This window comes from Nonomuraea solani (genome assembly GCF_900108335.1).
Taxonomy (GTDB): Bacteria; Actinomycetota; Actinomycetes; order Streptosporangiales; family Streptosporangiaceae; genus Nonomuraea; species Nonomuraea solani.
The window spans coordinates 223736-250569 of the sequence record NZ_FNVT01000004.1 but is presented as its reverse complement, the minus strand read 5'-3'; the positions used below and the strand labels follow the sequence as shown (position 1 = coordinate 250569).

General features: G+C 67.1%; 23 protein-coding genes. 20 read left to right on the top strand and 3 right to left on the bottom strand.

Annotated features, from left to right (window positions below; translation table 11 throughout):
- The first annotated feature begins 120 nt into the window (after positions 1-120).
- The 5 genes from ssd (at position 121) to C4V41_RS16690 (ending at position 4955) form a co-directional block, all read left to right on the top strand.
- Positions 121-1164, top strand: a complete 1044-nt coding sequence (gene ssd / locus C4V41_RS16710; protein ID WP_103956803.1) for a septum site-determining protein Ssd — start codon at positions 121-123, stop codon at positions 1162-1164.
- Positions 1161-2345, top strand: a complete 1185-nt coding sequence (locus C4V41_RS16705) for a TadA family conjugal transfer-associated ATPase (RefSeq protein ID WP_103956802.1) — start codon at positions 1161-1163, stop codon at positions 2343-2345. Before ssd ends, C4V41_RS16705 begins: the two co-directional genes overlap by 4 nt.
- A 235-nt stretch (positions 2346-2580) precedes the next feature.
- Positions 2581-3288, top strand: coding sequence for a type II secretion system F family protein (locus C4V41_RS16700; RefSeq protein ID WP_103956801.1), 708 nt, complete (start codon positions 2581-2583; stop codon positions 3286-3288).
- A gap of 118 nt (positions 3289-3406) precedes the next feature.
- Positions 3407-4285, top strand: a complete 879-nt coding sequence (locus tag C4V41_RS65855) for a type II secretion system F family protein (protein ID WP_327537458.1) — start codon at positions 3407-3409, stop codon at positions 4283-4285.
- Between the two features lie 346 nt (positions 4286-4631).
- A complete protein-coding gene (locus C4V41_RS16690; RefSeq protein ID WP_103956800.1) occupies positions 4632-4955 on the top strand; it encodes a hypothetical protein in 324 nt (107 codons plus the stop codon).
- A gap of 74 nt (positions 4956-5029) precedes the next feature.
- Here the strand turns inward: C4V41_RS16690 and C4V41_RS16685 are convergent, their stop codons facing one another.
- Entirely contained in the window at positions 5030-5803 is a 774-nt protein-coding gene (locus tag C4V41_RS16685; RefSeq protein ID WP_200824030.1) for a class I SAM-dependent methyltransferase, read from the bottom strand.
- Between the two features lie 214 nt (positions 5804-6017).
- On the opposite strand from C4V41_RS16685, the gene C4V41_RS62970 reads away from it, so the two are divergent.
- From C4V41_RS62970 to C4V41_RS60710, 11 genes are all read left to right on the top strand, one after another.
- Positions 6018-6485 (top strand): hypothetical protein, encoded by a 468-nt coding sequence (locus tag C4V41_RS62970; RefSeq protein WP_200824029.1) that lies wholly within the window; start codon positions 6018-6020, stop codon positions 6483-6485.
- Entirely contained in the window at positions 6482-6853 is a 372-nt protein-coding gene (locus C4V41_RS62965; RefSeq protein ID WP_200824028.1) for a transposase, read from the top strand. The genes C4V41_RS62970 and C4V41_RS62965 overlap by 4 nt, the downstream gene beginning before the upstream one ends.
- 2 nt (positions 6854-6855) lie before the next feature.
- A complete protein-coding gene (locus C4V41_RS62960) occupies positions 6856-7083 on the top strand; it encodes a hypothetical protein (protein WP_200824027.1) in 228 nt (75 codons plus the stop codon).
- Positions 7084-7099: 16 nt separating this feature from the next.
- Positions 7100-8320 (top strand): tyrosine-type recombinase/integrase, encoded by a 1221-nt coding sequence (locus C4V41_RS16675; RefSeq protein ID WP_103956799.1) that lies wholly within the window; start codon positions 7100-7102, stop codon positions 8318-8320.
- A 119-nt stretch (positions 8321-8439) separates the two neighbouring features.
- Entirely contained in the window at positions 8440-10839 is a 2400-nt protein-coding gene (locus C4V41_RS16670) for a tyrosine-type recombinase/integrase (RefSeq protein ID WP_200824026.1), read from the top strand.
- Positions 10820-11560, top strand: a complete 741-nt coding sequence (locus tag C4V41_RS16665) for a phosphotransferase family protein (RefSeq protein WP_103956797.1) — start codon at positions 10820-10822, stop codon at positions 11558-11560. Before C4V41_RS16670 ends, C4V41_RS16665 begins: the two co-directional genes overlap by 20 nt.
- Before the next feature lie 54 nt (positions 11561-11614).
- Positions 11615-11875, top strand: a complete 261-nt coding sequence (locus C4V41_RS62955) for a Mu transposase domain-containing protein (protein ID WP_407670013.1) — start codon at positions 11615-11617, stop codon at positions 11873-11875.
- A gap of 623 nt (positions 11876-12498) precedes the next feature.
- Positions 12499-13014: a DUF4244 domain-containing protein gene (locus C4V41_RS65850; RefSeq protein ID WP_327537457.1), complete on the top strand. Its 516-nt coding sequence runs from the start codon at positions 12499-12501 to the stop codon at positions 13012-13014.
- A complete protein-coding gene (locus C4V41_RS64215) occupies positions 13011-13391 on the top strand; it encodes a TadE family type IV pilus minor pilin (RefSeq protein WP_103956796.1) in 381 nt (126 codons plus the stop codon). Before C4V41_RS65850 ends, C4V41_RS64215 begins: the two co-directional genes overlap by 4 nt.
- A gap of 70 nt (positions 13392-13461) precedes the next feature.
- Complete coding sequence (locus C4V41_RS16645; RefSeq protein WP_160150302.1) at positions 13462-13830, top strand: Rv3654c family TadE-like protein; 369 nt, start codon at positions 13462-13464, stop codon at positions 13828-13830.
- 1045 nt (positions 13831-14875) lie between these two features.
- Entirely contained in the window at positions 14876-17038 is a 2163-nt protein-coding gene (locus C4V41_RS60710) for a fibronectin type III domain-containing protein (protein ID WP_146103680.1), read from the top strand.
- A gap of 159 nt (positions 17039-17197) precedes the next feature.
- On the opposite strand, the gene C4V41_RS16640 is transcribed toward C4V41_RS60710, so the two are convergent.
- Positions 17198-19756 carry a DEAD/DEAH box helicase gene (locus C4V41_RS16640; RefSeq protein ID WP_235030168.1) on the bottom strand — a complete coding sequence of 853 codons (2559 nt, stop codon included), beginning with the start codon at positions 19754-19756 and terminating at the stop codon, positions 17198-17200.
- A gap of 409 nt (positions 19757-20165) precedes the next feature.
- On the opposite strand from C4V41_RS16640, the gene C4V41_RS16635 reads away from it, so the two are divergent.
- The 4 genes from C4V41_RS16635 to C4V41_RS16620 all read left to right on the top strand — a co-directional run bounded on the left by C4V41_RS16635 (position 20166) and on the right by C4V41_RS16620 (position 25541).
- Positions 20166-20516, top strand: coding sequence for an STAS domain-containing protein (locus C4V41_RS16635; RefSeq protein ID WP_043629845.1), 351 nt, complete (start codon positions 20166-20168; stop codon positions 20514-20516).
- A 1-nt stretch (position 20517) separates the two neighbouring features.
- Positions 20518-20937: an ATP-binding protein gene (locus C4V41_RS16630; RefSeq protein ID WP_103956794.1), complete on the top strand. Its 420-nt coding sequence runs from the start codon at positions 20518-20520 to the stop codon at positions 20935-20937.
- Between the two features lie 1608 nt (positions 20938-22545).
- Positions 22546-24867: a sodium-translocating pyrophosphatase gene (locus tag C4V41_RS16625; RefSeq protein WP_103956793.1), complete on the top strand. Its 2322-nt coding sequence runs from the start codon at positions 22546-22548 to the stop codon at positions 24865-24867.
- Between the two features lie 206 nt (positions 24868-25073).
- The gene (locus C4V41_RS16620) at positions 25074-25541 is read left to right on the top strand and encodes a SixA phosphatase family protein (RefSeq protein ID WP_235030167.1); all 468 of its coding nucleotides are present in this window, start codon (positions 25074-25076) and stop codon (positions 25539-25541) included.
- Positions 25542-25562: 21 nt separating this feature from the next.
- On the opposite strand, the gene serB is transcribed toward C4V41_RS16620, so the two are convergent.
- Positions 25563-26780, bottom strand: a complete 1218-nt coding sequence (serB, locus tag C4V41_RS16615) for a phosphoserine phosphatase SerB (RefSeq protein WP_103956791.1) — start codon at positions 26778-26780, stop codon at positions 25563-25565.
- Positions 26781-26834: the final 54 nt, after the last annotated feature.

Sequence of the window (26834 nt, the reverse complement as noted above, 5' to 3'; positions counted from 1 at the left end):
GAGTTATCCACAGCCCCCACCACCCCACCCCCCACAATCCCCAGAATCCCGTTCACCCCCACCACCCCACCCCCGCCCCCAGCAAAGTGGCCTCCCAACCCACCACGCAGGGAGGCCACCATGCACCGCCCCTTGGTCATAACCGAAGACCACGCCCTCCTGGACGACCTCGTCCGAATAGCCGCCGCCGCAGGAGCACAACTCGACGTAGCCCACGTCCCCGCCCACGCCCGCCCCTTCTGGAACCTCGCCCCTCTCATCGCGATAGGCGCCGACCAGGCAGACGAGGTGGCCGCCACCGCCCCACCAGCCCGAGACCAGGTCCTCCTCGTAACCCGAGACCCAGAAGACCCGGACACCTGGCGAAAATGCGTAGCGGTAGGCGCCCAAGCCGTCATGACCCTCCCCACCGACGAACGCCACCTCGTGGAGCGATTCGCCGACGCCATGGAGCCCGAGCCACGCTCAGGATCGATCATCTGCGTGATGGGCGGCCGAGGCGGGGCCGGAGCCAGCGTCCTGTCGGCCTGCCTAGCACTCAGAGCCTCCGCCGACCACCTCCGCACCCTGTTGGTGGACGCAGACCCACTGGGCGGAGGCATAGACGCACTACTGGGCCACGAGGAGGCATCAGGAGCCCGCTGGGGCGACCTGGTGGCCAGAGAAGGCCGGATCAGTTCGAGCGCACTGCAACAGGCACTGCCGTCGTTCGGCGACCTGGCAGTCCTCTCCTTCCACAGAGGCGAGGTGGCCCCCATCCCCGCCCAAGCCATGCGCTCGGTACTCGAAGCAGGCAGGCGCGGCTTCGACCTGGTGGTCGTCGACCTCCCCCGCCACCTGGACCCAGCCTCCATAGCAGCCCTGACCAGGGCGAAGACCACCTTGACGGTGGCCACCGCAGACGTCCGAGGCATCCTCTCAGCCGTCCAAGTACTGGGTGAGGCCCGCAAACACACCTCGGACCTGCGCGCGATCCTCCGCCCAGGCGTCCTGGACGACGACATCGCCGTGACATCACTGGGCATCCCCTCGGCCGGCAACCTCCCGGACCAGCCCAGGCTCACCGCCACCCTCAACCGCGGCGAACTCCCCAAACTGGGCCCCCGCACCGTATTGGGCGCCCTGTGCACCACCCTCCTACAAGACCTCCTCCCAGCCACATGACCACTCCCACCCCGCCCGCTCACCCTGCGGCCGTATCCCCGGAGCTGGTGGAGGCCGTCCGAGTACGCCTCGCCCGTACAGGCGTCGAACCAAGCGCCGCCCAGGTAGCGGTAGCGCTGAGAGCGGAGAAATCCGTATACGGCGACGCGGAGATCCTCGCCGTGGCCAGAGCCCTCTGCGCCGACCTGATAGGTGCGGGCCCACTGGAACCGCTCCTGGCCCAGCCCGAGGTAACGGACGTCCTGGTCAACGGCCCACGGGAAGTGTGGATAGACAACGGCACCGGCCTACGCCGCACTTCGGTGACATTCACCGACGACGCAGCCGTACGCAGGCTGGCTCAACGTCTGGCCTCCGCCGCGGGCAGACGCCTGGACGACGCTTCCCCCTACGTGGACGCCCGGCTCCCTGGCGGCGTACGCCTCCACGCCGTACTCCCACCAGTGGCCTCCGGCGGCACCTGCATCTCCCTGCGCCTGCCACCCCGCCGCACCTTCACCCTGGCCGACCTGGTCACCGCGGGGACGATCACCCCCACCGCGATCCCGGTGCTCACGGCCATGGTCAACGCCAGGCTGGCCTTCCTGGTGACGGGCGGCACAGGCACCGGCAAGACCACCCTCCTGTCCGCCCTCCTGTCCCTGGCAGACCCTGGCGACCGCCTCCTCCTGGTAGAGGACTCAGCCGAACTCCGCCCTCTCCACCCTCACGTGGTCCGCTTGGAAACCCGCCCCGCGAACCTGGAGGGCGCCGGCGGCGTGGGCCTGCGCGACCTGGTACGCCAAGCACTCCGCATGCGCCCCGACCGCTTGGTGGTCGGCGAGGTAAGGGGCCCAGAAGTAGTGGATCTCCTGGCCGCCCTCAACACAGGCCACGAGGGCGGCTGCGGCACCCTGCACGCCAACACGGCTGCCGACGTCCCCCCTCGCCTGGAGGCACTGGGCTGCGCGGCGGGCTTGAGCAGAGAGGCCGTACACAGCCAACTGGCCGCCGCCCTGGACGCGGTCATCCACCTGACCCGCAACCGCCCGGACGGCCGAAGACGCATAGCCGAGATCTGCCTGCTCTCCAGAACCTCGTCCGGCTTCGTGCAGTCAGTCCCAGCCCTGACCTTCAACGCCGCAGGCCAAACCCAACCCGGCCCCGGCTACACCACCCTCACCCAAAGAGCCCACCCATAACGAAACCCGTGGACCCTGCACCCACACCAACCACCACGAACACCCACGACAACGAACACCCACGAGCACGAACGCCAACCGCACCCACCAACGAGCCCACCACGAACGCCCATCACCACAAGCACCAGCAACAGGCACCAGCAACGGAAACACCGATGAGGTCACCATCCGGGACCCTTCAGGGCGTGCGAGCCCTTGAACCGACGAAAGACGATAAGCCGAGAAAGACCGCGCAATGACCTATGCCGTAGTAGCAGCGTTGTCCACAGCCTGCGCGATATGGCTGTGGACAGGCCCCGACGTCGCCACAATCCGCCTGAGCAAACTCACCTCAGCCCGCGAACACCTTCAATGGCAGTCCCTGACCAAACTCCTCACCCGCCCCAACCCCACCCGCCGAGCCGAAACCTGGCGCCGCGCCTCAATCGAGCTGTGCCAATCCCTCTCGGCCGAACTATCCGCAGGCCGCACCCCCGGCGAAGCCCTGACCAAAGCCATCACCTCAGTCGACTTCCCCGACCAGCACCTCCTGCGCCCGGTCATCGCCGCAGCAAGAGACGGCGGCGACGTAGCAGCCGCCCTGACCGCCTCCGCCCCACCACAGGGAGGCGAGGGCCTACGCCAGCTGGCCGCCTGCTGGGATGTCGGCATCACGGTAGGTGCCGGCATGACCACCCTCGTAGACCGAGTGGCAAGCACGTTACGCACGGCCCAGGCCCACCGCCAGGACGTAGCCGCACAACTGGCCGGCCCCCGCACCACGGCCAGAATGCTCGCCGCCCTCCCAGCCCTGGGCCTCCTCATGGCCGGCGCCCTCAACATGCATCCTCTGGACTTCCTCTTCGGCAGCCTGCCCGGCTTCATGTGCCTGACAACGGGAGTAGCCCTCGACATCTGCGGCCTGTGGTGGACCACCCGCATGGCAACCAAGGCCCAATCCTGACCAGCGACCCCCGTAACCAACCTCCGCACTCAAACCTAAAAGCCGACCCACATAACCCGCCGAACCGCCCGCCCTCCTCAACCTTCCCAACACCCACTAACAACCGATCGGCCCTCGAATGCTCCAGCTACTGTCCGCCTTGTGCGCAGGCATGGCTGCCTGGCTATGGCTCCCCCCAAGAACACCAAAAGACCGCCTGACCCAACTACGCCCAACAAGTAAGCCCCACCCAGCAACAAATCATCACCCGAAAAGCAAACCTCCTTCCCCCGCCCATTCACTCATCCACCACCAACAGAATCCGTCAAAGCCAAGCAGCAGCCACCCACTCCCACTCCCCGACAAAGACCCACACCACCCCACCTGGCTGAACCCCACCCAAAGCCATCCACGCCGACCCACCCGCAAAACAACGCTCACCGCCACCTGCGCAGGCTTCGCCTCAGCACTACTGATCGGCGGCAGCACAGGGGTAATAGCAGGCATCCTCATAACCCCAGCAATCGCAATGTTCCTGCACAGGAGAGAACCCCAACAGTCCCAGAACGACCGCCAACAAATAGCCACTGACCTGCCATTCGCCGCCGACTTGATGACAGCTTGCCTTCTGGCCGGACGCCCGGTGAGCGCCGCAACCGAAATCGCCGCCAACGCAATAGGCGGCCCTTTGGGCGAACGTCTGGCATGGGTAAGCAGCCAACTACGTCTCGGCGCCGACCCAGAACCCACCTGGGCCACCCTCGCCAAAGACCCAGCCACAGGCACGCTTTCCCGAGCGATGAGCCGAGCCGCACAGAGTGGTGCCCCCGTCGCCGACGTCCTGACCCGCCTGGCCGACGACGCCCGCGAAACCACAAGAGCAGCATCGGTCGCAACGGCAAGAAGCGTCGGCGTAAAAGCCGTAGCCCCCTTGGGCCTGTGCTTCCTACCAGCATTCGTCCTACTAGGCATCATCCCGGTAATAGCCGGCCTCGCCTCAACCATCATCCTCCCGTAACCCTCGCCCCGCTCTCCGGGTTCGCCCCGCTCTCCGGGTTCGCCCCGCTCTCCGGGTTCGCCCCGCTCTCCGGGTTCGCCCCGCTCTCCGGGTTCGCCCTTTCCCGGGATCACCCCTCCCCGGGATCGTGCTGCCCCCCTGGGTCGCCTCGCTCCCTGGGTCATCCCCCCGCTTCCCTGGTCGTGCCCGTCCCCTGGTCGTGTGGTTCTGTCGGTAGTTGGTGACGTCAGTTGTTCGTGAAAGCTGACGGCACCAGGTGATGGCCCAGAAAGATGTTCGCGAATTCTGACGGCACCATCGGGGTTGCGGTGTCAAGCTGGACGTGCTCAGTAAAGGAGCACCCCCGATGCCGCCTGGCCAGTCGAAGGTCGAGTTGTACGCCGCGCTGCGGCGCGACTCCCGCGATGGCATGTCGAACCGGGCGTTGCAGTGCAAGTACGGCGTCACCTGGAGCACGGTCAACAAGGCCCTGACCTCGGTTTGGCCGCAGCCACGCACGACAACCGCTTCGGCGCGGCCGTCGAAGCTGGATCCGTTCACGCTGCTGATCGACGAGATCCTGCTCATTGATCTGGACGCGACCAGGAAACAGCGCCACACCGTCACCCCGGCTCTACCGCCGTCTGATCGACGAGCACTCCTCGTCCGAGGCGTTGCGTTGACCACTTGAACCCGCACCGATGAGAGGGCGCAAGCGTCCTGCGAGCAACCGCGCGGTCCGGCCGGGGACTGAGAGTCCGGTGTTCATACCTTGCTCGCGACCACCATGTAGTTCTCGGCCTCAAGATCGAACGTGCTCAGTTCCGTCTGGAGTCCGACCCGGTGCAGCTCGACTTCGAGTTCCTCGTACCGGTAGGGCCAGCAGGACAGCAGTTCCGAGCGGACAAGAACCAACCCGGTCGCATCAACTTGCGCGATCGCAATCTCGATGTGGTGCTCCTCCTCCCAATGCGGCGCAATCTCCCAGCGGTAGACCACGACGGCATCGCGACCGTTCCGGCGGACGAGTCGGTCACTGATGTCCAGCCGGGAACCTCTGGCCCTCACGAGTTCCCAAGTGCGGGATGTGAGTACCAAGCGCCCGCCGGGGCGCAGAAGCCGTGACATCGACTCCAGAGCAGCGCCCCTGCCTGTCGCGCCCGCGGCATGGTGAAGCGAGTTGCCAACGCAGAACACCATGTCGAACGTGTTGTCCTGGAAATGGTCGGGCAACTCTTCCCAGTTCGCCCGTACGGCCCGGACGGATGCCCCGAACTCCTCAGACAACTCTGCAGTCCGACGAACCATCGCCTCGCTGGCGTCAGTTGCGACAACCTGCATGCCACGACCGGCGAGGCCAACCGCCAACTGTCCGGTTCCGCACGAACAGTCGAGGACGTGAGCGTTCGACGGCAGGAGATTGAGGACGTCGTCGAACGACGCGGCGAACTCGGCTGGAGGCAACTTTGCATCCGAGATGAGCCATTCGTACACCTCGGCAAGCACGTCATAGCCTGTCACAACCACTACCTCCGTCACGCGGCAGACTCACGGTAGGACGTCAGTCCATCAGCGGAGCAAGCCGGGCACCAATGGTTTTCGCAGGGATGGCTCTGACGGTGTTTGTGGGTTGTCAGTTGTCCGTCTGAGTGGATGTCACCGGCTGGTTAGCTGGGAAGTTGTTCGTGAGAAGTAGTGTCACTCGCGGGGTTGCGGTGGCAAGGTGAATGTGCTCAGTGAAGGAGCACCGCCGATGCCGCCTGGTCAGTCGAAGGTCGAGTTGTATGCCGCGCTGCGGCGTGACGCTCGCGAGGGCATGGCGAACCGGGCGCTGGAGCGCAAGTACCGGGTGGGCTGGCGGACTGTTCAGAAGGCGCTGAGTTCGGCGTGGCCGCAACCTCGGGAACCGTACGCGCCTCGCCGTTCCAAGCTGGATCCGTTCAAGCCGGTGATCGATCAGATGCTGCTGGCTGATCTGGATGCGCCGAGGAAGCAGCGTCACACGGTGGTCCGGATCTATCGCCGGTTGATCGACGAGTACGCGGTGGACGACGTGTCCTACCAGGTCGTGCGCGCCTACGTCGCCAAGCGGAAGCCGGAGATTCGGGTCGAGGCCGGCCGTGGCCCGGCGCAGGTGTTCATCGAGCAGTCGCACCTGGCCGGCGCCGAAGCCGAGGTCGACTTCGGCGAGGTCGCGGTCCGTTTGCGGGCGAGCTGGTGAAGTGCCATTTGTTCTGCCTGCGGTGGTCGTTCTCCGGGAAGGCGGTGCACCGGGTGTTCGCCTCCGGCGGTCAGGAGGCGTTCTTCGAGGGCCACGAGCACGCTTTCAGAGTGCTGGGCGGCGTGCCGTTCGGCAAGATCCGGTATGACAACCTGAAGGCCGCGGTCGCGTCGGTGCTCGGCTTCACGTGGCGCCGGGTCGAGACCGACCGGTGGACCGCGTTTCGGTCCCACTACGGCATCGAGCCGTTCTACTGCACGCCGGGAATCGAGGGCGCCCACGAGAAAGGCGGCGTCGAGGGCCAGATCGGCTGGTTTCGCCGCAACCACTTCGTTCCGTCCCCGAGATCGACTCGCTGGCGCCACTGAACATGCTGATCGACGAGTGGGATCTGGCCGACGAGGCCCGGCGGATCGGGACCCGTCCCCGCACGATCGGCGAGCTGTTCGCCGTCGAACGGCCGTCGTTGAAGCCGTTGCCCGTCGAGACGTTCGAGACCGGCCGCTGGTTCACCCCACGGGTCGACCGGTTCTCCCACTCGTTGACTGAACTACCTGGGGTATTTCACCAGTTCAGGGGGCATACGGCCGGAGGTTGAGCTACGGTCACTGGCCATGTTCGACGAGGAGGAACCGCGGGATCTTGCCTCATTGGTGGTTCCGTTGGTGGGTGGGCTGGAGGAGACTGGGAATGCCTGGCAGCCGTTCCGTCTGGTTGACGCTGAGGGAGCTCCGGTCGAGGCAGTCACGGTGTTCTTCTACGACCTGCAGGCCAGAGGCAGAGCGACGTCGACGTGCCGGTCCTACGGGATGGACCTGCTGCGCTGGTTTCGGTTTCTGTGGGCAATCGAGGTGCCGTGGCAACGCGCGACCAGGAACGAGGCACGCGATTTCTGCCGGTGGATGCTGATCGCCGGGAAACCGACGCGTTCGCACTGGCGCCAGCCTGACCGGCCAGGCGGAGGCACCTCGACGGGCGAGGCCTACGCGCCGTCGGTGCGGGCGCATTGTGAGACGGTGCTGCGAACCTTCTATGACTTTCACCTGGAAGCGGGGACAGGCCCGATCATCAACCCGTTCCCGCTGGACCGGCAGCGGCGAGGTGGACGGGCTCACGCGCACCACAACCCGATGGACTCCTACCGCAACGAACGCGCCGGGTTGTATCGGCCGCGGGTTCCCACCAGAGTGCCCCGAAGCGTTCCGGACGCAGAGTTCAACGAGATCTTCGCCAAGCTTTCCTCCAACCGGGACCGCGCGCTGGTCGCCTTCTATGTCTCTACCGGGGCACGCGCCTCGGAGTTGTTGTCGGTGACCCAGGGTGGGGTCGATCCAGGTCGCCAGCTCATCACTGTGATCCGGAAAGGCAGCCGCGAGTTGCAGGAGTTACCCGCCTCCAGCGACGCGTTCGTATGGTTACGGCTCTATCAGGCCGAGATGGACGGCCTGATCCCCACCGGCCGGCGGCAGCCGCTGTGGTGGACGCTGCGCCGTCCGGTCCGGCCGCTGACCTATCACGCGGTGCACCGCATGTTTGAGCGGGCCGGCCAGGCGGCGGGAAGTGCGGCGACATTGCATGCGCTGCGCCATACCGCGGCCTATCGGATGGCCGAAGACCCCGATCTGCCGCTCACCGATGTCCAACTGGTGCTTGGGCATGCGCTGCTCACCACTACGCAGATCTACCTCACCCCGGGCAAAGAGGAGGTGATCCGCCGGGTTCTGGCGCACCATGCCGAGCAGGTTCGCCAGGCCGCCGAGCGGAAGATCCCGCCGCCCGCACCGGGCTACCGGCCCGAGACCTTGGATGTGCTATTCGGAAGGCAGGCTCCGTGACGACTAGCGTGATCTCCGACGATCGGTCGTGGAGCAGATCGTCGCTCAGAAGAGCGGCTCACGGAATTGCGCCGTCGACGATGGCACGAGCGGCGCTCGCGCAGTCGCCGGTTCGCCCCGTGGCCGTCAACTGGCCGGCGAGCGACCAAGACCGCAGTCAGGTTGAGCAGTTGTGGACCGCAGCCTTCATTCACCCGGACACTCCGCGACACCGCGACTTCCGACGTCGTGGACTGATCTGGTTGTTGGACTGGCTGGAGGACCAACCGGGCCGGACGTGGCAGGAGCGCTGGCTGGCCAGCGGCGCCGACGACGCGGGCGAGGCATGGGCGCTGGGCCCGATCCGATGGCTGGAACAGCAGGACAAGCACACGCCGGCGCGGCTGGAGACCATGACCAGCGCGCTGATCGTCCTGATCGCCGCCGACGTGGTGCGGCCCTCGCTGCGCTGGCTTCTCACCGGTGGCAAGAAGCGCAAACTCGCCCGGAACATGACCCTTGCGCGGGATCCGGAAGGGTTCGCGAAGTTGCGTCGCCACTGCGAGCAAGACCCCGGGATCGGCCCGCACGCCATCGGCAACATCCTGTTCCGCACCGCGGCGATCGTCGCGGCCAAGGGCGGCACCCTAGCCGACATCACCATCGGCGACCTTTTGGAGGTCCTGGACGCCGAACTGGAGTTGCGCGGCCAGCTCCGGTCGGGTGAGGCCTCCTTCAAGGCCTTGCGCGACATGGGCATCTTCGGGCTGGACGTCCCCACCTTGCGTGAGATCCGCAGCCTGGGCCAGCACACTGTCGAGGACCTGGTTGACCGGCATCACCTCGCCTGCCATCCCATTCGCGACCTGCTGGTTGACTACCTCAAGGAACGGCAGCCCGCGATCGACTACTCGACCCTGGTGGGCCTGGCCTATCAGCTGGTCAGGTGCTTTTGGCGGGACCTCGAACAGCACCATGCCGGGATCGACTCGCTCCACCTGCCACGTGAGGTCGCCAGCGCCTGGAAACAGCGACTGAGAACCCGCAACAAGACGACCACCACGCCCACGGGCGAGAAGGTCGCGATGGAAGTCGAACGGCTCAGCTACCTCGATACCATCGCCAGCGTCCGGGCCTTCTACCTGGACCTGGCCGAATGGGCTCTGCACGATCCAGCCCGGTGGGGTCCGTGGGTGGCACCCTGCCCCATCACCCCACATGACCTGTCGCGCCGCAAGTTCGAGCGGCGACGCAAGGCGCGCATGGATGCCCGGACCCGAGAACGGCTGCCGGTTCTCCCCGTCCTGGTCAATACCACCGATCAGTGGCGCAAGGACGCCCAGGCGCTGTTATCCGCCGCTCGCTGCACCACGCCCGGACAGCAGTTCAGCGCCGCCGGACAAACTCTGGTGCGCTCCGTTCGGCCACACGCCTCCCCGGACAACATCTGGGCTCACGACCCAGTGACCGGCCAGCGGCGTCAGCTGAACCGAGAAGAGGAGCACGCCTTCTGGGCTTGGGCGATCATCGAAGTGCTCCGCCACACTGGCATCCGGGCCGAGGAACTACTTGAGCTCAGCCACCATAGCCTGGTGCAATATCGGCTTCCTAGCACCGGAGAGCTGGTGCCGCTGTTGCAGATCGCTCCGTCCAAGACGGACGCCGAACGGTTGCTCATCGTCAGCCCCGATCTGGCCGACGTGCTCAGCGCCGTCATCTCCCGGATCCGCGACCACACCGGCGCTGTCCCGCTCATCCGTTCCCGAGACAGCCACGAACTCGTCTGGCGGCCGCCCGCTCCGCTGCTGTTCCAACGCCGGCTCGGGCCAGAGATCCAGCAGATCAGCGTCAACCTCGTCGCCACGCTTCTGCACAAGGCCTTGACCCGCACCGGTCTGATCGACCCATCCACCGGCGGCCCCTTGCACTTCACCCCGCACGACTTTCGGAGACTGTTCATCACCGACGCCGTCCTCAACGGGCTGCCACCCCACATCGCCCAGGTCATCGCCGGTCACCGCGACATCAACGTCACCATGGGCTACAAGGCCGTCTATCCCGATGAGGCCATCCAGGCCCACCTGGCATTCCTGGCCCGCCGCCGCTCGCTCCGGCCCAGTGAGGAATATCGCGTCCCCACCGACGAGGAGTGGGCCGAGTTCCTCGGCCACTTCGAACGCCGCAAAGTCTCCACTGGCACCTGCGGCCGCGCCTTCGGCACGCCCTGCATCCACGAGCACGCCTGTATTCGCTGCTCCATGCTCTGGCCCGACCCCGCTCAACAGGACCGACTCGTCGAGATCCGCGACAACCTACTGGCCCGTATCGCCGAGGCCGAACGCGAAGGCTGGCTCGGAGAGGTCGAAGGGCTCCGGGTCAGCCTCGCCGGAGCGCAAGACAAGCTCGCCCAACTCGACCGACGCCCCTCCAGCCGCCACGTCGTCGACCTCGGCATCCCCACGATCACCGGCCTCAACACCGTCCCACGCACTCCAAGCACTGAAAAGGACAACTCCCCCCATGCGGCACCCCCCCGTTGAAGTTCCCCTGACCGGAGGACGCATCACCCCAGGCGTCGTCCGTGTCGCCGATACCGTTCGACGGCCCGCCACGGCCTCCTCCGCCTTCGTCGCTCAACTGCTCACCCACCTCGAGCAATGTCAGTTCACGGGAGCGCCGCACTACCTTGGACGCGACGAAGCCGATCGCGATATTTTCAGCTACCTGCCCGGCTGGGTGGCGGACAGGTTCCAGCGCTGGAGCGACGCTCAAGTCGCTTCAGCTGGGGCGCTTCTTCGCTCGCTGCACGACGCCACCCGCAATAGCGGCCTCACCGGGGAGCACCCCGTCGTCTGCCATCACGACCCCGGACCTAACAACACGGTGTTCCGCGCCGGGCTACCAGTCGCCTTCATCGACTTCGACACCGCTGCCCCGGGCGATCCACTTGAGGACATCGGATACATGGCCTGGACATGGTGCATCTCCTCCAAGACCACCGCGCCGCCGGCCACTGCGCAAGCCGCCCAGGTGCGGGTACTCGCCGACGCCTACGGACTCCCTGCCGCGCGCCGTGCTGATGTCCTCGACGCGATTCTCGATCGCCAATCCCGTAATGCCCGATGGTGGGCAGAACGCCGGACCGACCCCGGCACTTGTCCGGCCACTCCCGAACAGATCACCTCCCGCATCGCATGGTCCGAACGTGAACACGCTTACACCAGCACCAACCGCCTGGTCTTCGCGGCGGCCCTGCGATGACACCAAGTGCCCTCGGCTACTCCAAAGCCCTGACTCTGAAAGTTCAGAGAACAGATCACCGTCCGCACCAACCGTTACTCGGTCCCGACCCGGTTCATCGGCTGCCAGGTCCGGGTCTTGCTGCACGCCTCCGAGCTCGTGGTGTTCGACGGCCGCACCGAGATCGCCCAGCACGAACGGCTGCTGACCAAGAGCGGATCACGGCTTGAGCTCGATCACTATCTCGAAGCGCTGCTGCGCAAACCGGGCGCGCTGCCCGGCGCCACGGTCCTCGAACAGGCCCAGGCCGCGGGCAAGTTCACCCCGATCCACTAAGCCTGGTGGACAGCCGCCTGCAACGCCCACGGCGACACCGCCGGCGCCCGCGCTCTGATCGAGGTTCTGCTGCTGCATCGGCACATGCAGCACGACCACGTCGTCGCCGGCCTGGCCGCCGCGCTCCAGGTCGGAGCGCTCACCGCGGACGCGGCCGCGCTGGAAGCCCGCCGCATCCGCGACGCCGCACGAAGCGCGACGCCGCACGAAGCGCGACGCCGCACGAAGCGCGACGCCGCACGAAGCGCGACCGCCTTGGCACTGCGACGCGCTCCCGGCCTGCAGTCACACGCTGAGACTGTGGCGTGCCTCCGGCCTGCGACCTTCCCCCTACCGTCCCCGACCTTCAGTCCTTCTACCTGGCCCTCGGGTCTGGCCTCATCTCTGCCGTTGAGCTGTGGCTGCGGTTATCGCCCATTACAGCACCGGGAGCGGCCGTCGTTTCAGCGGCTCTGCCAGGTGCCGCCTCGTCCATCCACAACCACCCCTCGATCGACGCCCTTTATCCACAGAACGCTGCTCGGCCCGCTGGCCGGGCCCCTGCTTCAGTCACTCTGGACCTCCCGCCGGGCAAGACCCCGGCTTTCCGATCACCTGGAGGCACGATGCACAGTCCCGCCACCATGCCCGACGACATCAACGCCGCCCCAGAAGAGTCGAACTTCACCACACTGAGCACTCAGACGCCGAACCTGAAGACACCAAGCGCCCAGACGTCGAGCCTCCACGCTCTGAACCTCCACCCGTCAAGCGCCCACGTAACGAACTCCCAGACGTCAAGCGTCCAGACCCCATGCCGCAGCACATCTCACCCGATATCAGCCGCCAAAACTGACCAAGACTCCTCAGACAGCAGCACAAATGCCACCCTGCGGGAAGACCTTCACGCCACACTCCACAAGTCATCCGCACCCGGCCCAGCGCGCCGCCCCGCCAAGAAGCCATGGCAGCGATGCAACAAGTGGCTCCACTACGCGGTGGTCAATGGAGAGCGCGGCATGTCCACGGCCGAATACGCGGTAGGAACCATTGCGGCCTGCGCCTTCGCCGCACTCCTTTTCAAGATCGTAAGTAGTCCGGAAGTCCAGGAAATGCTGACCGCCCTCATCGACCGAGCCCTCAACACCACCAAGGAATGACCCTCCGCCACCCGCGGACTTCCAGGAGCGCCAAGCGGTCGGCATCGCGAGGTTCGGTAACCGCCGAGACCGCCGCGATGCTGCCCGCGCTCATGGTCGTTCTGGCAGCCGCTCTGTGGGCGATCCAGGCCGTAGGCGCCCAACTCGAATGCGTGGACGCGGCCCGGACAGCCGCCCGAGCCGCGGCCAGAGGCGAACCCCTAGACCAGGTACGAGACTTCGCCCGCTCAGTCACCCGCCCAGACGCGGAAGTAGACGTAACCCGAGACCCAGAGTTCACAAAAGTGCAGATCACAGTGGAAGTACGCCCCGCGTGGGGCCGATCCTTGCCCGCAGTCCGCGTATCGGCAGCAGCCATCACCAACACCGAACCATGACGTCAATCGCGACCCTGGTGCCCAGCCCGCAGATAGATCTGAGCCTTGCAAGGACGACCAGGAAATGGAAATGAACGCTAAAGATCGCGGCTCGGCCACGCTTTGGGGCGTGGCCTTCATGAGCCTCCTCATGGCACTCGCCACGACGGTGGCAACGGTGGGCTCCGTACGCATAGCCCGCCATCGCGTCAACAGCGCCGCCGACCTGAGCGCCCTGGCAGCGGCCAGGTCGGCGGTGATCGACCCAGAGGCCGCCTGCGCAAAAGCCGGCAAGCTCGCCGCACGGAACGGCGTCGAGTTGACCGAGTGCAAAATTACGAACGATATCGCCGACGTCTGGATGGCGTTATCGATCTCGCTGCCGTTATTAGGCAGCCGCACCATAACGGGACGATCGCGCGCAGGCCCAGCGCCCACGCTCCTTGAAAACGATCGCTAGGGCACGACTGGAGCAGGCAACTGATCAAGAGGAAGAACAGCGAGGAGACGAGAGGCGGGATCGAGGGTCAAGGCAGAGGCGAGAGGCAACAGTGCCATACGAGGCGCGGGAACAGACGGGAACAGACAAGACGCGTCGGCGCAGTAGACGACCGGTGACTTGCGAGCGGTGATCAATGGGCGGTGAGAGCGGCGGCGACGCTGGCGAACGAGGGGCGATGGGTGATGGGGAACCGCAATCGGGACACAGGCCAAGTGGGCTCGCCGATGTGCGAAAGCGGTTCTCTCATCACCAGAGGTGCCTTGGTTGACTGGGCTGTTGATCCCCGAGGCGCCTGGTTGGCTGCGGTAGCGGTGGTTGATTCCGGAGGTGCTTGGTTGGGAGGGCGGCCGATTTCGGAGGTGTCTGGTTGGCTGCGGTAGCGGTGGTTGATTCCGGAGGTGCTTGGTTGGGAGGGCGGCCGATCCCCGAGATGCCAGGCTGGCTGCGGTAGCGGTGGCTCATTCCGAAGGTGCCCGGTCGGGAGGGGAACTGATCCCGAAGGTGCTTGCCCGGCGATGGCGGTCGTTCAGAGGTGCCTGGTCGGGGGAGGTGGTCGATCCCAGAGTGTTTGGCTGGCAGTAGTGGTCGCTTCCAGGGCGCCTGGTCGGGACGAGAGTGGGCCCTGAAGATGGCCTGGTTGGTCGTAGCGGTCGCTTCTGAGGTGCCTGGTCAGGAGTGCGGTCGGCCTCCGGAGTGGTCACTCGGGTAGGCGGCCATCGAGGCTCCAGCCAGTGGGGTGGCTGGGGCTTGTGAGGCAATGTCGCAATCGAGTCACGACTTCTTGGACATGGTGTCCAAGAGTCGAACATGTCCCGTAAGGTTCCGCTTACCCTCGGTTCATGCCGTATGCGACAGAAGCCTGGGAGAGCAGGAACGAAGTCGCTAAGGTGCGGGTCCGGGGACGGTCGGTGACCGTATCGGCCGGGCGGACTGCACTTCCGGTCGTCGCGTGAGCGCCCGAGGGTGGTCAGGCGGCGCGAGGCTCTCGATGGAGGGAAGCGTCGTGACGGTAGTCGGCAGAGTGATGGCCGCAGGGATCATGGTGGCGGCGTCCATCGCGCTTGGCGAGGCCGCTCAGGCAGCCACGGTGACCGGCCAGGCCGGCTTCTCCACACAGGCCAGGTCTCTTGGGCAAGGTGATTCGTCCGGGCAGATCACGTCTCCTTCCGATGGTGAAGTGGTGTCGGGTTCGTCGGTTACGGTTTCCGCGCGCACGGGGCTGATGCAACTGAGCATGGGGCTGTACGTCGAAGGGCCGTCCATGCCTACCCAGAAAGTCGCTGGAGGCGGGGCGAACAAGACGATTTCCGGGACGTTCGACGCCGGAAGTGCTCCTAACGGGACCTTCACCGTGACGCTCAAGGGGGAGATCACCGGGACCCGGTACGACAGTCGGACGTTCAAGTTGCGGCGGCCTGCCGAGGCGCCGGGCAACGTGAATGCGAGTAGGCAGGGCACCGACAAGGTGCTTGTGACCTGGAGTAAGGGAACCGAGCCGGACCTGCAGTCGTATGAGGTTTCCAACAGCCAGTCGGGCATTGTCGGGCGGTTGTCGGCCGATAGCGCTTGTGCGGGTTCGTCTTGTGAGGCGGCGCTTTCGGTGCCTGGTAAGGCGGCAGGTCAGAAGGTGGGGTTCACGGTCAAGGCGTTCAGGGGAGACGGTGATGGGGGGTCGATCGGGTCGAATGACTCGGCGCCCGCGTACGTCGCCTTCCCCGCCCCGCCCACGGCTCAGCCGAAGAAGACGGCCGGCACACAGCAGACGCCGAAGAGCAGAGACACCAAGAACGTCGATGCGTTGCCCACGCTGCCCGCCAAGAAGCGGACTCTCCCGTCGAGCAGGCCGACAACGACGAACCGTAAGCAGACGACTTCCAGACTGCCGGACATCCCTGACACCGATCCGAGTGGCAACCTGCCGATTCCCACCGCGGATTCGGGTGCTGAGGAGCAGGGTGAGAATGGCGGCCTGGTTCCGGCTGATGCCAAGGAAGGCACGGATTCCGCCCCCGTGCAGAGCGATGGGGTAAAGGCTCAATCGAGTGAATCCCCCATGGGGAACATCGGCCAATACGGAATCTACGTCGCGGGAGGCATTCTCCTGTTGCTGCTTGGCGGCCATGCGGGGGCTTGGGCTCGTCGGCGTGCGCTTGCTTCGGGTGGGGGCGGTGGCTCCGCGCCGGCGGCCCCCATGGTGCCCGGAGGTGGGGCCTCGGGAGGTGGAGCGCGGACCGGTCATGATTTCAGGGGCGCCCATGGGTTCCGGGCCGATTCGGGGATGCGGGTCGGCGCTGGGGCGCAGGTCAGCGGTGGGGTGCAAGCTGGAACAGGGGCAGTGGGTGGCGTTGGAGCAACGGGTGGTGCTGACGGCGTAGGTGGTGCCGGGGTTTTGGGTGGCAGTGGGGCCGCAGGTGGTGCCGGGGTGCTGGGTAGCGGGGCCGCAGGTGGTGCCGGGATGCCGGGCAGTGGTCCCGGGATGCTGAGCAGTGGGGTCGTAGGTGGTGCCGGGGTGTTGGGTGGCACTGGGGCCGGCGGTGGCAGGAATGGGGCGAAGAACTTCAAGGGTGGGGTGGAGGCCGGGCAGGGGGATGCCGGTGCCGCGCTCGCCGCGACGGCGCGTCGGCGGCCTGCTGTGATTTTGGCGGTGGCCAAGACCCGAGTGCCTGAGCAGACTCAGGCTCAGCCGCCCTTAGCGGCTGATCGTGTCGACGGCGAGGTCGAGGAGAAGGCCAAGGTTGAGACTCCGGAGCGGTTGGCGCCGTATGGGCTGTCCGATCGGCCGCGCAAAGAAGTGCCTGCTGTTCGTGCGTTTGAGGACGATGTTCGAGAGGTCGTTCAGGAGGGGGCGGCTCCAAACGCTTTGCAGGGGCCCGCACGTATCGCTCTGCCCAGTTCGGCAGTGACGGATGTCCCCGCGCCTTCGGCTCCCGTGGCTCCGATCAACGTACGGCTTGAGGATCGCTGGGATGACTATCTACCGCCGTCGCCGCGGTCGATGGAGGACAGCGGATTCTGGGAGCGGCCACAGCCGGGCGCCGCCGATTTCTGGGCCGCCGATGATGAGGGCGATGGTGGGGCTGGCGGTAACGGTTCGAGCGGCAACGACAAAGCCATGGGAAATGGGCGGGCTTATGTCGGTCGGCGGCAGCAAGGCAGCGAGAGTTAGGTTCTGTCAAGCAGAGGTAATTGCTGGCTTGGTGGGTTGTCAGGTCGTGAGCTGAGCGCGGATTCTTCTCAATGTCGATTCACAAATGAATCGGTGAAACGTGTACAGCGCTGGATGGCCTGGCATCGCTGCCTCTTTGAACCGAGACGCGGTTGTCATTTATGAAGGTGGCGGAGTCAGGAGAGTGTTGAGAAGGCGGATGGCGCCTCTTTTGTGCAGGGGTTCGTTGCCGTTGCCGCATTTCGGGGATTGGATGCAGGAAGGGCAGCCGCGTTCGCATTCGCAGGACAGGATCGCTTCGCGTGTCGCCGTGAGCCAGTCCGTGGCGCGGGCGTAGCCGCGTTCGGCGAAGCCGGCGCCGCCCTCGTGGCCGTCGAACACGAAGACGGTGAGCAGGCCCGTGTCGGCGTGCAGTTCCGTGGAGACGCCGCCGATGTCCCAGCGGTCGCACGTGGCGAACAGGGGGAGCAGGCCGATGGCGGCGTGTTCGGCGGCGTGGGCGGCACCGCCGAGGTCGATGCCGGCCTCGGCGAGCGGGGCCACCGCCGTCGCTGGCAGGGTCCACCAGACCGCTCGGGTACGGAGGGTGCGGGGCGGCAGTTCGAGGGGTTCGTCGCCGAGCATCTCGCCTGATTGGAGACGTCTTTTGAGGTATGAGACCACTTGCCGGGTGACCTCTACCTCGCCGAAGTGCAGGGTTCCAGGACCGAGGGGGTGGGAGCGTTGGCTGGCCAGGATGGAGATGTCGGTGATGTCCCTGGCGAAGGTCGTGTAGTCGGGGTTGGCGGCGGTGACCAAAGCCACGCCGGCATCCAGGTCGAGGAGTTCGACCAGGAAGGTCTCGCCCTGGTGGAGGTAGACCGCGCCCGTGTGGACGGTGGTGTGGGCGGAGGGCTCGTCCACGCTGCCGAGGAGGCGGCCGGTGGACGACTCCACGACCTGGATGGGGGAGCCTCCGCCGCCCCGGATGTCGGCGAGGTCGGTGGCGCGCTCGCGCCGGGTCCAGAACCAGCCCGCCGGGCGCTTTCTGAGCAGGCCCTGGGTGACGAGATCCGCCAGGACATCTGACGTGGTGGCGCCGAAAACGGGCAGGTCGTCCTCGGTCAGCGGGATCTCGGCGGCGGCGGCGCAGAGGTGAGGGCCCAGGACGTACGGGTTGTCGGGGTCGAGGACGATCGCCTCGACAGGCTGGCCGAACAGGGCCTGGGGGTGGTGCACGAGGTAGGTGTCCAGAGGGTCGTCTCTGGCGATCAGCACGGCGAGCGCGTCCTGGCCGTCGCGGCCCGCCCTGCCCGCCTGTTGCCAGAGGGAGGCTCGGGTGCCGGGCCAGCCTGCGATCAGTACGGCGTCCAGGCCTGAGACGTCGACGCCGAGTTCGAGGGCGTTCGTGGAGGCCAGGCCCATGATCGTGCCTGCGCGGAGTGCCTTCTCCAGGAGCCTGCGGTCCTCCGCGAGATAGCCGGCTCGGTAGGCGGCGATCTTGTTGGGGAGGTCGGCCCAGTCCGGCTCGGGGGCGTCCGGGAGCGCCCAGGTGAGCGGGCTCCGGGCGGCCGCGCCGTCCTCCGGTCGTGTCGGGCTGTCCGGAACGTCGCCGGAGGTGGTGGTGGTCGGGTTCTGGGCGGTTGCGTCGTCGTGTGGCCGTGCTGGGCTGTCCGGAAGGTTGCCGGACGTGGTGGCAGGGCCGCCAGGAAGGTAGCCGGAGGTGGCGATTGGGCTGTCCGGCCGGTTGCCGGTGGTTGCGTTGCTCGGCTGGTTGCCGGTGGCGGTGGTCGCGTTATCCGGCCGGTTGCCGGAGGTGGTGACGGGGCCCTCTGGCCGGTTGTCGGGGGTCGGGTTGTTCGGCCCGGTGCTGGGGTCGGTGGTCGCGCTGGTCTCGGGTTCGGTGGCAGGGCTGGGGGTGGTGGCCGTCTGGGGAAGGGTGGCGGGGTCTGCCGGGCTGATCGGCTGGCCGCTGGGGCGGGGGGCGGGGGTGAAGGGGAGGGAGAAGGCGACGTCGGCCAGTTTGGCGCGGGCGGACAGGGCGACCGTTTCCGCTCCCCGGCGGCTGCGTACGAAGGCGAGTGTGCGTACGTCCGCCAGCACCAGGTCCGCCAGCAGGTCCGCCGCCTCCGCCGTCGCCGTGCGCCGTACCGGAGCCCCTCCCTCGCCCCGCAACTCCGTCAGGGGCGGCTCCCACAGCGCGATGGTGGTCGAACCCTTCGGAGAGGCGTCCACCGTCACCTCGTCCATCTCAAGCCCCGTCAGCCTCATGGCGAACGCCCCCGGCTCGCTGGCCGTCGCCGAGGCGAGCAGGAACGTGGGCTCCGAGCCGTAGCGGGCGCAGACGCGGCGCAGGCGGCGCAGGATCTGGGCGACGTGTGAGCCGAAGACGCCGCGATAGCCGTGGCACTCGTCCACGACGATCATGCGCAGACGGCGGAAGAACGTCGACCACTGGGCGTGGCGCGGAAGGATGCCTCGGTGGAGCATGTCCGGATTTGTCAGGACGTAGTTGGCATGTTTGCGTACCCACGTACGTTCCTCGAACGGCGTGTCGCCGTCGAAGCAGGCCGCGCGGACCTGGGTGAGGCGCAGCTCGCGCAGCCCCCGGAGCTGGTCGGCGGCCAGGGCCTTCGTCGGCGTCAGGTACAGGATCGTGCCGCCGTCGAGACAAGAGGCGAGCGCCGGAGTGAGGTACGCCAGCGACTTCCCGGACGCGGTGCCCGTTGAGATGATCACGTTTCGGCCACGAAATGCCAGGTCGGCGGCTTCGTACTGGTGAGGCCAGAGTCCTGTAACCCCGCGGTTCGCCAAGCGCGTAACAAGTATGTCGGGGGTCCAGTTGGGCCATTGGACTTGACCCGCCTGACGTGCTGGAACATGCTCCACATGGGTGACACGCTCATGACGTGCGGGAACGCCGAGCAGGTGGTGGAGGAGTGGACCTGCCTGTTGTGGGGAGGATGCGGAGGAAGTCACTGTTTCCAGTCTTGCATCGATGGGCAAAGTCGCCGGGAATCGTGATTTCGTATAGACACAAGCCAGGCGCGTGGTTGAATGCCGCGCGTCAGGGTCGGACAGTCTGGGGCCACGCTCCAGATTGCCAGGCCCGCAAGAGTACTTTCGCAGGCGAGGCGCTGGAGGATCTGTGGATCTGAAGTTGGATCACCGCACCGAAGACCGACTCACCATCGTGGAGGTCGAAGGTGAGATCGATGTCTACACGGCGCCGAGATTGCGTGAGCTCCTCATCGACCTGGTGAACAAGGGCAACTTCCACCTTCTCGTCAACATGGAGAAGGTCGACTTCCTCGACTCCACGGGCCTCGGCGTCCTGGTCGGGGGGCTCAAGCGGGTTCGCGCGCACGACGGCTCGCTCGAGCTGGTCTGCACCCAGGAGCGCATCCTCAAGATCTTCCGGATCACCGGTCTGACCAAGGTCTTCGGGATCTACGCTTCGGTCGACGAGGCCAAGGAAGCTCACGGCAAAGACAAGTAGCATGGCTACCGTCGAACTGACGTTCAGCGCACTCCCTGCGCACGTGCGGACCGCACGGCTGGTGGCGACGGCGATCGCCCGCCGCACCGGCGTGGAGGAGTCCTTGCTGGACGAGGTCAGGCTCGCTGTGGGCGAGGCGTGTTCCCGGGCAGTCGAGGCACATCGTGCCCACTGTCCGGGCGAGCCGATCCGCATCGAGCTCCGAGACGATTCCGGGCGCTTCGAAGTTACGGTCAGCGATCAGGCCCCCAGCGATGAGATCAAGCAAGAACAACCCCTCGACCTGGGCATGCTCTCTGACTCCTTCATGTCGAACTTCGGCATTGCGGTCATTGAGGGCCTGGCGGATGACGTTCAGGTCTTTCCCAGCCCCAAGGGGACGAACATTCGCATGAGCTGGCCCGCCGCTGTGGGCGTCTGACGGCTCTCGTGCTTTACAAGAACATCCTTCTTGTACGGCGGGCCGAGTGGGCGCCACCCGCCGACCATGGCTGAGGGCCTCCAGGAAAACGCCCTCTGACCCGCACGTGGCCGGCCGCCGTAACGGCGTCCGGCAACCGTGGTTTCCCTCACACGTGGGCCTGAGGCGCGCTGTAAGGGCGTTGCCCGGCACCTTGGGGGCCTCTGCTTGAGGCCTCTGCTTGAGGCCTCTGGGGCCATGGGTCAGACATGGGTGGGCGTGCCATGGCCAGGCAGGAGTGGCCGTTCCATGGCTGGGGTCCGTTGCCGGTGTGCGGCGATGCTGCGGGTGTGTGGCGGGCGCTGGTGAGCCTGCGGTGGCTGGCGAACGCGCTGCCGGTGACGCGGCGGGCGGGTGCGGCCATGGGCGTGTGGCATGCGGAAGGCAGCGGGTCCAGAGCAGCCGTGGGCGGGCGTGCGGCAGGTAGGGGCGTGTAGGGGCGTGCACGCCTGCGCGGGGGCGGTGTGGCGCGCCGGTGGCGCTGGGGCGGGCGAGCGCGCGGTGGTGGACGTGTGGCAGGCAGGTGACGGTGCCCTGTCGTGGCCCTGAGTGAGCATTGCCATAGGCATCTGCTTAGGAGCACCGCCATGTGGCGGACGCGCCAGCGGCGGAGACACAGCGGGCATGTGGTGGCGGCCGTATAGGTGTGCCTGTGACCGTGACAAGACAGCGGGGGCCGTGGCGAGACGGCGGGCGTGCGGGCTGTGGCGAGGCGGCGGGGCGTGCGGCCGTGGGTGGGTGGCCATGGGTGGGTGGTGCGGACGTGTGACTGTGTGGTGGGCATGCGTTGGTGGGGCCTGGCAGCCGCAGGGCTTGTGGTGGTGAGCGACGCGTGGTGGTGGGGCGCCTGGCGTGGGACGTGATCAGTGACGTGTGCTCAGCGGGCGTGATCAGTGGGATCTGCCCAGGAAGATGCGCCCAGCAAGGCGTGTTCAGGGGACCTGCGCAGTGAGGTGTGCTCAGGGGGGACCTGCGCAGTGAGGGGCGCTCAGCGGGGCGCTCAAGGAGAACCCGCTCAGTGAGGTGTGCTCAGTGAGGTGTGCTCAGCGCGCCTGTTCAATGGGACCTGCTCAGCGGCGTGGGTGCGGGCGTTCTTTGGGGATTGGGCGTCGGGGGGTGGGTGGAGAAGGTACCTTTTGGGCGCTAGGTGCGTCGGGGCTTTGCGGGGTTTTCGGTAGTGGGGCGCTTGTGGGGTGTGGGCGCGCTCCCACGTCATCGTGCCCCCTCCGCCCCCATCCCAAGATCACCTTTTGCGACATCCCATCCCGCCCTGGTTTCGGTCGGGCCGTTATTGGGGCTTGCTGTGGCCGTAAAGCAACGGAAATTTCGCTTGTCAGATCACAAACCGGGTCACTGGCAGGGGATTACTGGACGTTCGCATAATTAGCGGCCGCGAGAGCCTTCATATCCGCGGAGTGCCTGCGTAGACTCCCGGCACCGGCCAAGGTGATCCGGCGGAACGCGGATTCAACCGGAAGCGGCACCCACAACCCGGATGGTGCCGCAACACCCGCCGAGGAGAGCCGCAGCACCGCCCGGGCAGGACGACCGGTCTTGCCGAGGAGAACGATGAGCAGGCACTTGCTGGCAGCGGAGCCAGCGTCAAATCTGGTCCTGAGCGGAAACAATCTCACCATTGTGATCGTGGTCGCCGCGGTCGCACTGATCGCGCTAGCCGTCGCCGGCGGATTGGTGCGTGAAGTGCTGTCCGCCGACGCGGGCACCGAACGAATGCAGAACATCGCGCGCGCCGTACAGGAAGGCGCCGCCGCCTATCTGACCCGACAATTCCGCACATTGGCGATCTTCGTCGTCGTCATTCCCTTCCTGTTGCTCCTGCTACCAGGAGAAGCCGACGTACGTATCGGACGTTCGATCTTCTTCGTGGTCGGAGCGGTGTTCTCCGCGCTGACCGGATTCATGGGCATGTGGCTGGCCGTACGCGGAAACGTCCGTGTCGCCGCCGCGGCCAAGGACGTGGGCGAGAAGCGCGCCATGCGTGTCGCGTTCCGTACCGGTGGCGTGGCGGGCATGTTCACGGTGGGCCTCGGCCTGCTCGGCGCCGCCGTCGTCGTCTTCATCTACCAGGGTGACGCGCCCAGCGTGCTCGAAGGGTTCGGGTTCGGGGCGGCGCTGCTGGCGATGTTCATGCGAGTCGGCGGCGGCATCTTCACCAAGGCCGCCGACGTGGGCGCCGACCTGGTCGGCAAGGTCGAGCAGGGCATTCCCGAGGACGACCCGCGCAACGCCGCCACCATCGCCGACAACGTGGGCGACAACGTCGGCGACTGCGCGGGCATGGCCGCCGACCTCTTCGAGTCGTACGCGGTCATGCTGGTAGCCAGCCTGATCCTGGGCCGGGCGGCCTTCGGCGAGGAGGGGCTGATCTTCCCCCTCATCGTCCCGATGATCGGTGTGATCACGGCGATCATCGGCATCTTCGTCACCGGGATGCGCGACAAAGACCGCAACGGCATGGCCGCGATCAACCGCAGCTTCTTCCTCTCGGCCGGCATCTCGGCCGTCCTGGTGGCCGCGGCGGCGTTCTGGTACCTGCCGAGCACCTTCAGCGGCCTGACCGGCTCCACCGTCACCAACTCCGACGCCGACCCGAGGCTCATCGCCATCGGCGCGGTGCTCATCGGCCTGGTGCTGGCCAGCGCCATCCAGTTGCTCACCGGCTACTTCACCGAGACCAACCGCCGCCCCGTACGCGAGATCGGCGAGAGCTCGGCCACCGGCCCCGCCACCGTCATCCTGGCCGGCATCAGCGTCGGTCTGGAGTCGGCGGTCTACTCGGCCCTGATCATCGGCGGCGCGGTCTACGGCGCGTTCCTGCTCGGGTTCGGGAACGTGACGATCGCGCTGTTCGCGGTCGCCTTGGCGGGCACCGGCCTGCTCACCACGGTCGGCGTCATCGTCTCCATGGACACCTTCGGCCCGGTCTCCGACAACGCCCAGGGCATCGCCGAGATGTCCGGCGACGTCGAGGGCGAGGGCGCCCGGGTGCTGACCAGCCTCGACGCCGTGGGCAACACCACCAAGGCCATCACCAAGGGCATCGCCATCGCCACGGCCGTGCTGGCGGCCACGGCGCTGTTCGGCGCCTTCCGTACCGCCGTGGAGAGCGAGCTCGCGGCGGCCAGCGCGGCGGCCAAGGCCGCGCTCGGCCACTTCTCCACTTTCAGCCTCAGCATCGACCAGCCGAACGTCCTGGTCGGGCTCCTCATCGGAGCCGCGGTCGTGTTCCTGTTCTCGGGGCTGGCGATCTCGGCGGTCGGCCGGGCCGCGATGCGGGTGGTCTTCGAGGTACGCGACCAGTTCCGCAGCAAGCCCGGCATCATGGACGGCACCGAGTTGCCCGACTACGGCCGCGTCGTCGACATCTGTACCCGCGACTCGCTGCGCGAGCTGGCCACGCCCGGCCTGCTGGCGGTCATGACGCCGATCGCGGTCGGCTTCGCGCTCGGATACGCCCCGCTGGGCGCGTTCCTGGCAGGGGCCATCGCCTGCGGCACGCTGATGGCCGTCTTCCTGTCGAACTCCGGCGGCGCCTGGGACAACGCCAAGAAGCTCGTCGAGGACGGTCACTACGGCGGCAAGGGCTCCGAGGCCCACGCGGCCACGGTCATCGGCGACACGGTCGGCGACCCGTTCAAGGACACGGCGGGCCCGGCCATCAACCCGCTGATCAAGGTGATGAACCTGGTGGCGCTGCTGGTGGCGCCGGCCGTGGTGATGTACGCGGGCAACCCGGCCGTGCGCATCGGCATCACCGTGCTGGCGGTCGGCGTGGTGGTCGGCGCGATCATCGTGTCGAAGCGGCGCTCGGTGACCAATGAGCCGGCCAGTAACAACAACAACCGCGAGCAGGAGCCCGTGGCGTCCTGACAGCGACACCCGCGGCGCCCGCCCCCCGGCAACAGGGGGCGGGCGTCCCGCTTTTCGTGCCGGCGACCCACGATGGGAAACTGGGCCCGTGAACGACGAACAGCGGCCCAGCGGCGGGAAGGCCCTGGGTTACATCCTGCTGGCGATGCTCGCCATCCTGGCCGTGATCGTAGGGCTGGCCATCTGGGCATCGAGGGGATGATCTGGTGCGGACTCTGATTGTGCTGCGTCACGCGAAAGCCGCCCAGGTTCCCGGCCTGGCCGACCGCGAGCGGCCACTGACGGACCGGGGTGAGCGCGACGCGAAACGCGCGGGCGACGAGATCAGGGCGGCCGGGCTGGCCCCGGAGGCGGTGCTGTGCTCGCCGGCGCTCAGGACCAAGCGCACCGCGGAGATCGCCTTCCCCGAGACGGAGATCAGCTACGAGCGCGACATCTACGAGGCGTACCCGGACGAACTGCTCGCCCTCGTCCGCCGCTCCGACCCCGGCCTGAGCACCGTCGTGCTCTGCGGGCACAACCCCGGGGTGCACGAGCTGGCCCTGGGGCTGGCCGGCGGCGACTACGTGTTCAGGCCGGGCGCGTTCGCGGTGATCGAGCTGGAGTCCGCGTGGGAGGACGTCCACCCCGGCCAGGGGCGCCTCGTCACGCACTGGGACCCCAAAGCACACTGAACCCCACTAGAACCCCAAGGCTCACTGAATCGCGAGTACGTCCTCCGCGTCCGCCGCCTCGACCTCGTCACGCGAGATCCCCAGCAGGTAGAGGATGGAGTCGAGGTAGGGCGTGTTGACCGCGGTGTCGGCCGCCTGCCGCACCACCGGCTTGGCGTTGAACGCGATGCCCAGCCCGGCGGCCGCGATCATGTCCAGGTCGTTGGCCCCGTCGCCGATGGCCACCGTCTGGGAGATCGGCAGGTGCGCCTCGCGGGCGAACCGCTCCAGCGCGCGCGCCTTGCCGGGCCGGTCCACGATCTCGCCCTCGACCCGCCCGGTGAGCCGCCCGTCGACGACCTCCAGGACGTTCGCGGCGGAGTAGTCGATGCCGAGCTCGGCCACGAGCCCGTCGGTGATCTGCGTGAACCCGCCGCTGACGATGGCGAAGCGGTAGTCGAGCCGCTTGAGGGTGCGCACCAGCGTGCGGGCGCCGGGCGTGAGCACGACCTCCTTGCGCACCTGGTCGAACACCGCGGCAGGCAACCCTTCGAGCAGCGCCACCCGGCGCCGCAGGGACTCGGCGAAGTCGAGCTCGCCGCGCATGGCCTCCTCGGTGACCCGGGCGACCTCCTCCAGACAGCCCGCGTGCGCCGCCAGCAGCTCGATGACCTCGCCCTGGATGAGGGTCGAGTCGACGTCCATGACGATGAGCCGCTTGGCCCGCCGCGACAGGCCGGTGCGCTGCACGGCCACGTCGACCTCTTGCGCGGCGGCCTCGGCGGCCAGCTCCACGCGCAGGGCGTCGGGGTCGGCGCCGGAGACGGACAGCTCGATGCAGGTGACGGGCCACTGGGCGAGGCGTTCGATGCGGTCGATGTTCGCGCCGGCGGCGGCGATGCGGCCGGCGATGCCCGCGATGGCGGCCGGCTGGAGCGTGGCGCCCAGGACGCTGACCGACAGACGGCCGCGGCGGCGCTGCTCCTTGGCCTGGGATCCGGTGGAGAGCTCCACCTCCAAACCGAGGTCCTCGGCGATGCGCTCGATGGCGGTCCACATGGCGCCGAGGGTGGTGCCGGTGCCGGTCGACGGGCCGCCCGCGTAGGCGACGAGTACGCCGAGCGTGAGCCGGCCTCGGATGACGACCTGCTCGATGTCCGAGACGGTCACCGGGAACTTCGACAAGACGGAGAAAAGGCGCGAAGTGACGCCCGGGCGGTCTGGGCCGGTCAAAGTGATCAGGAGGGTGCGCTGGTCCACATCCAGCCACGGTACTGCGCCCGGTCCGGTGCTCGCGAAGCAGGTTGGGCATTA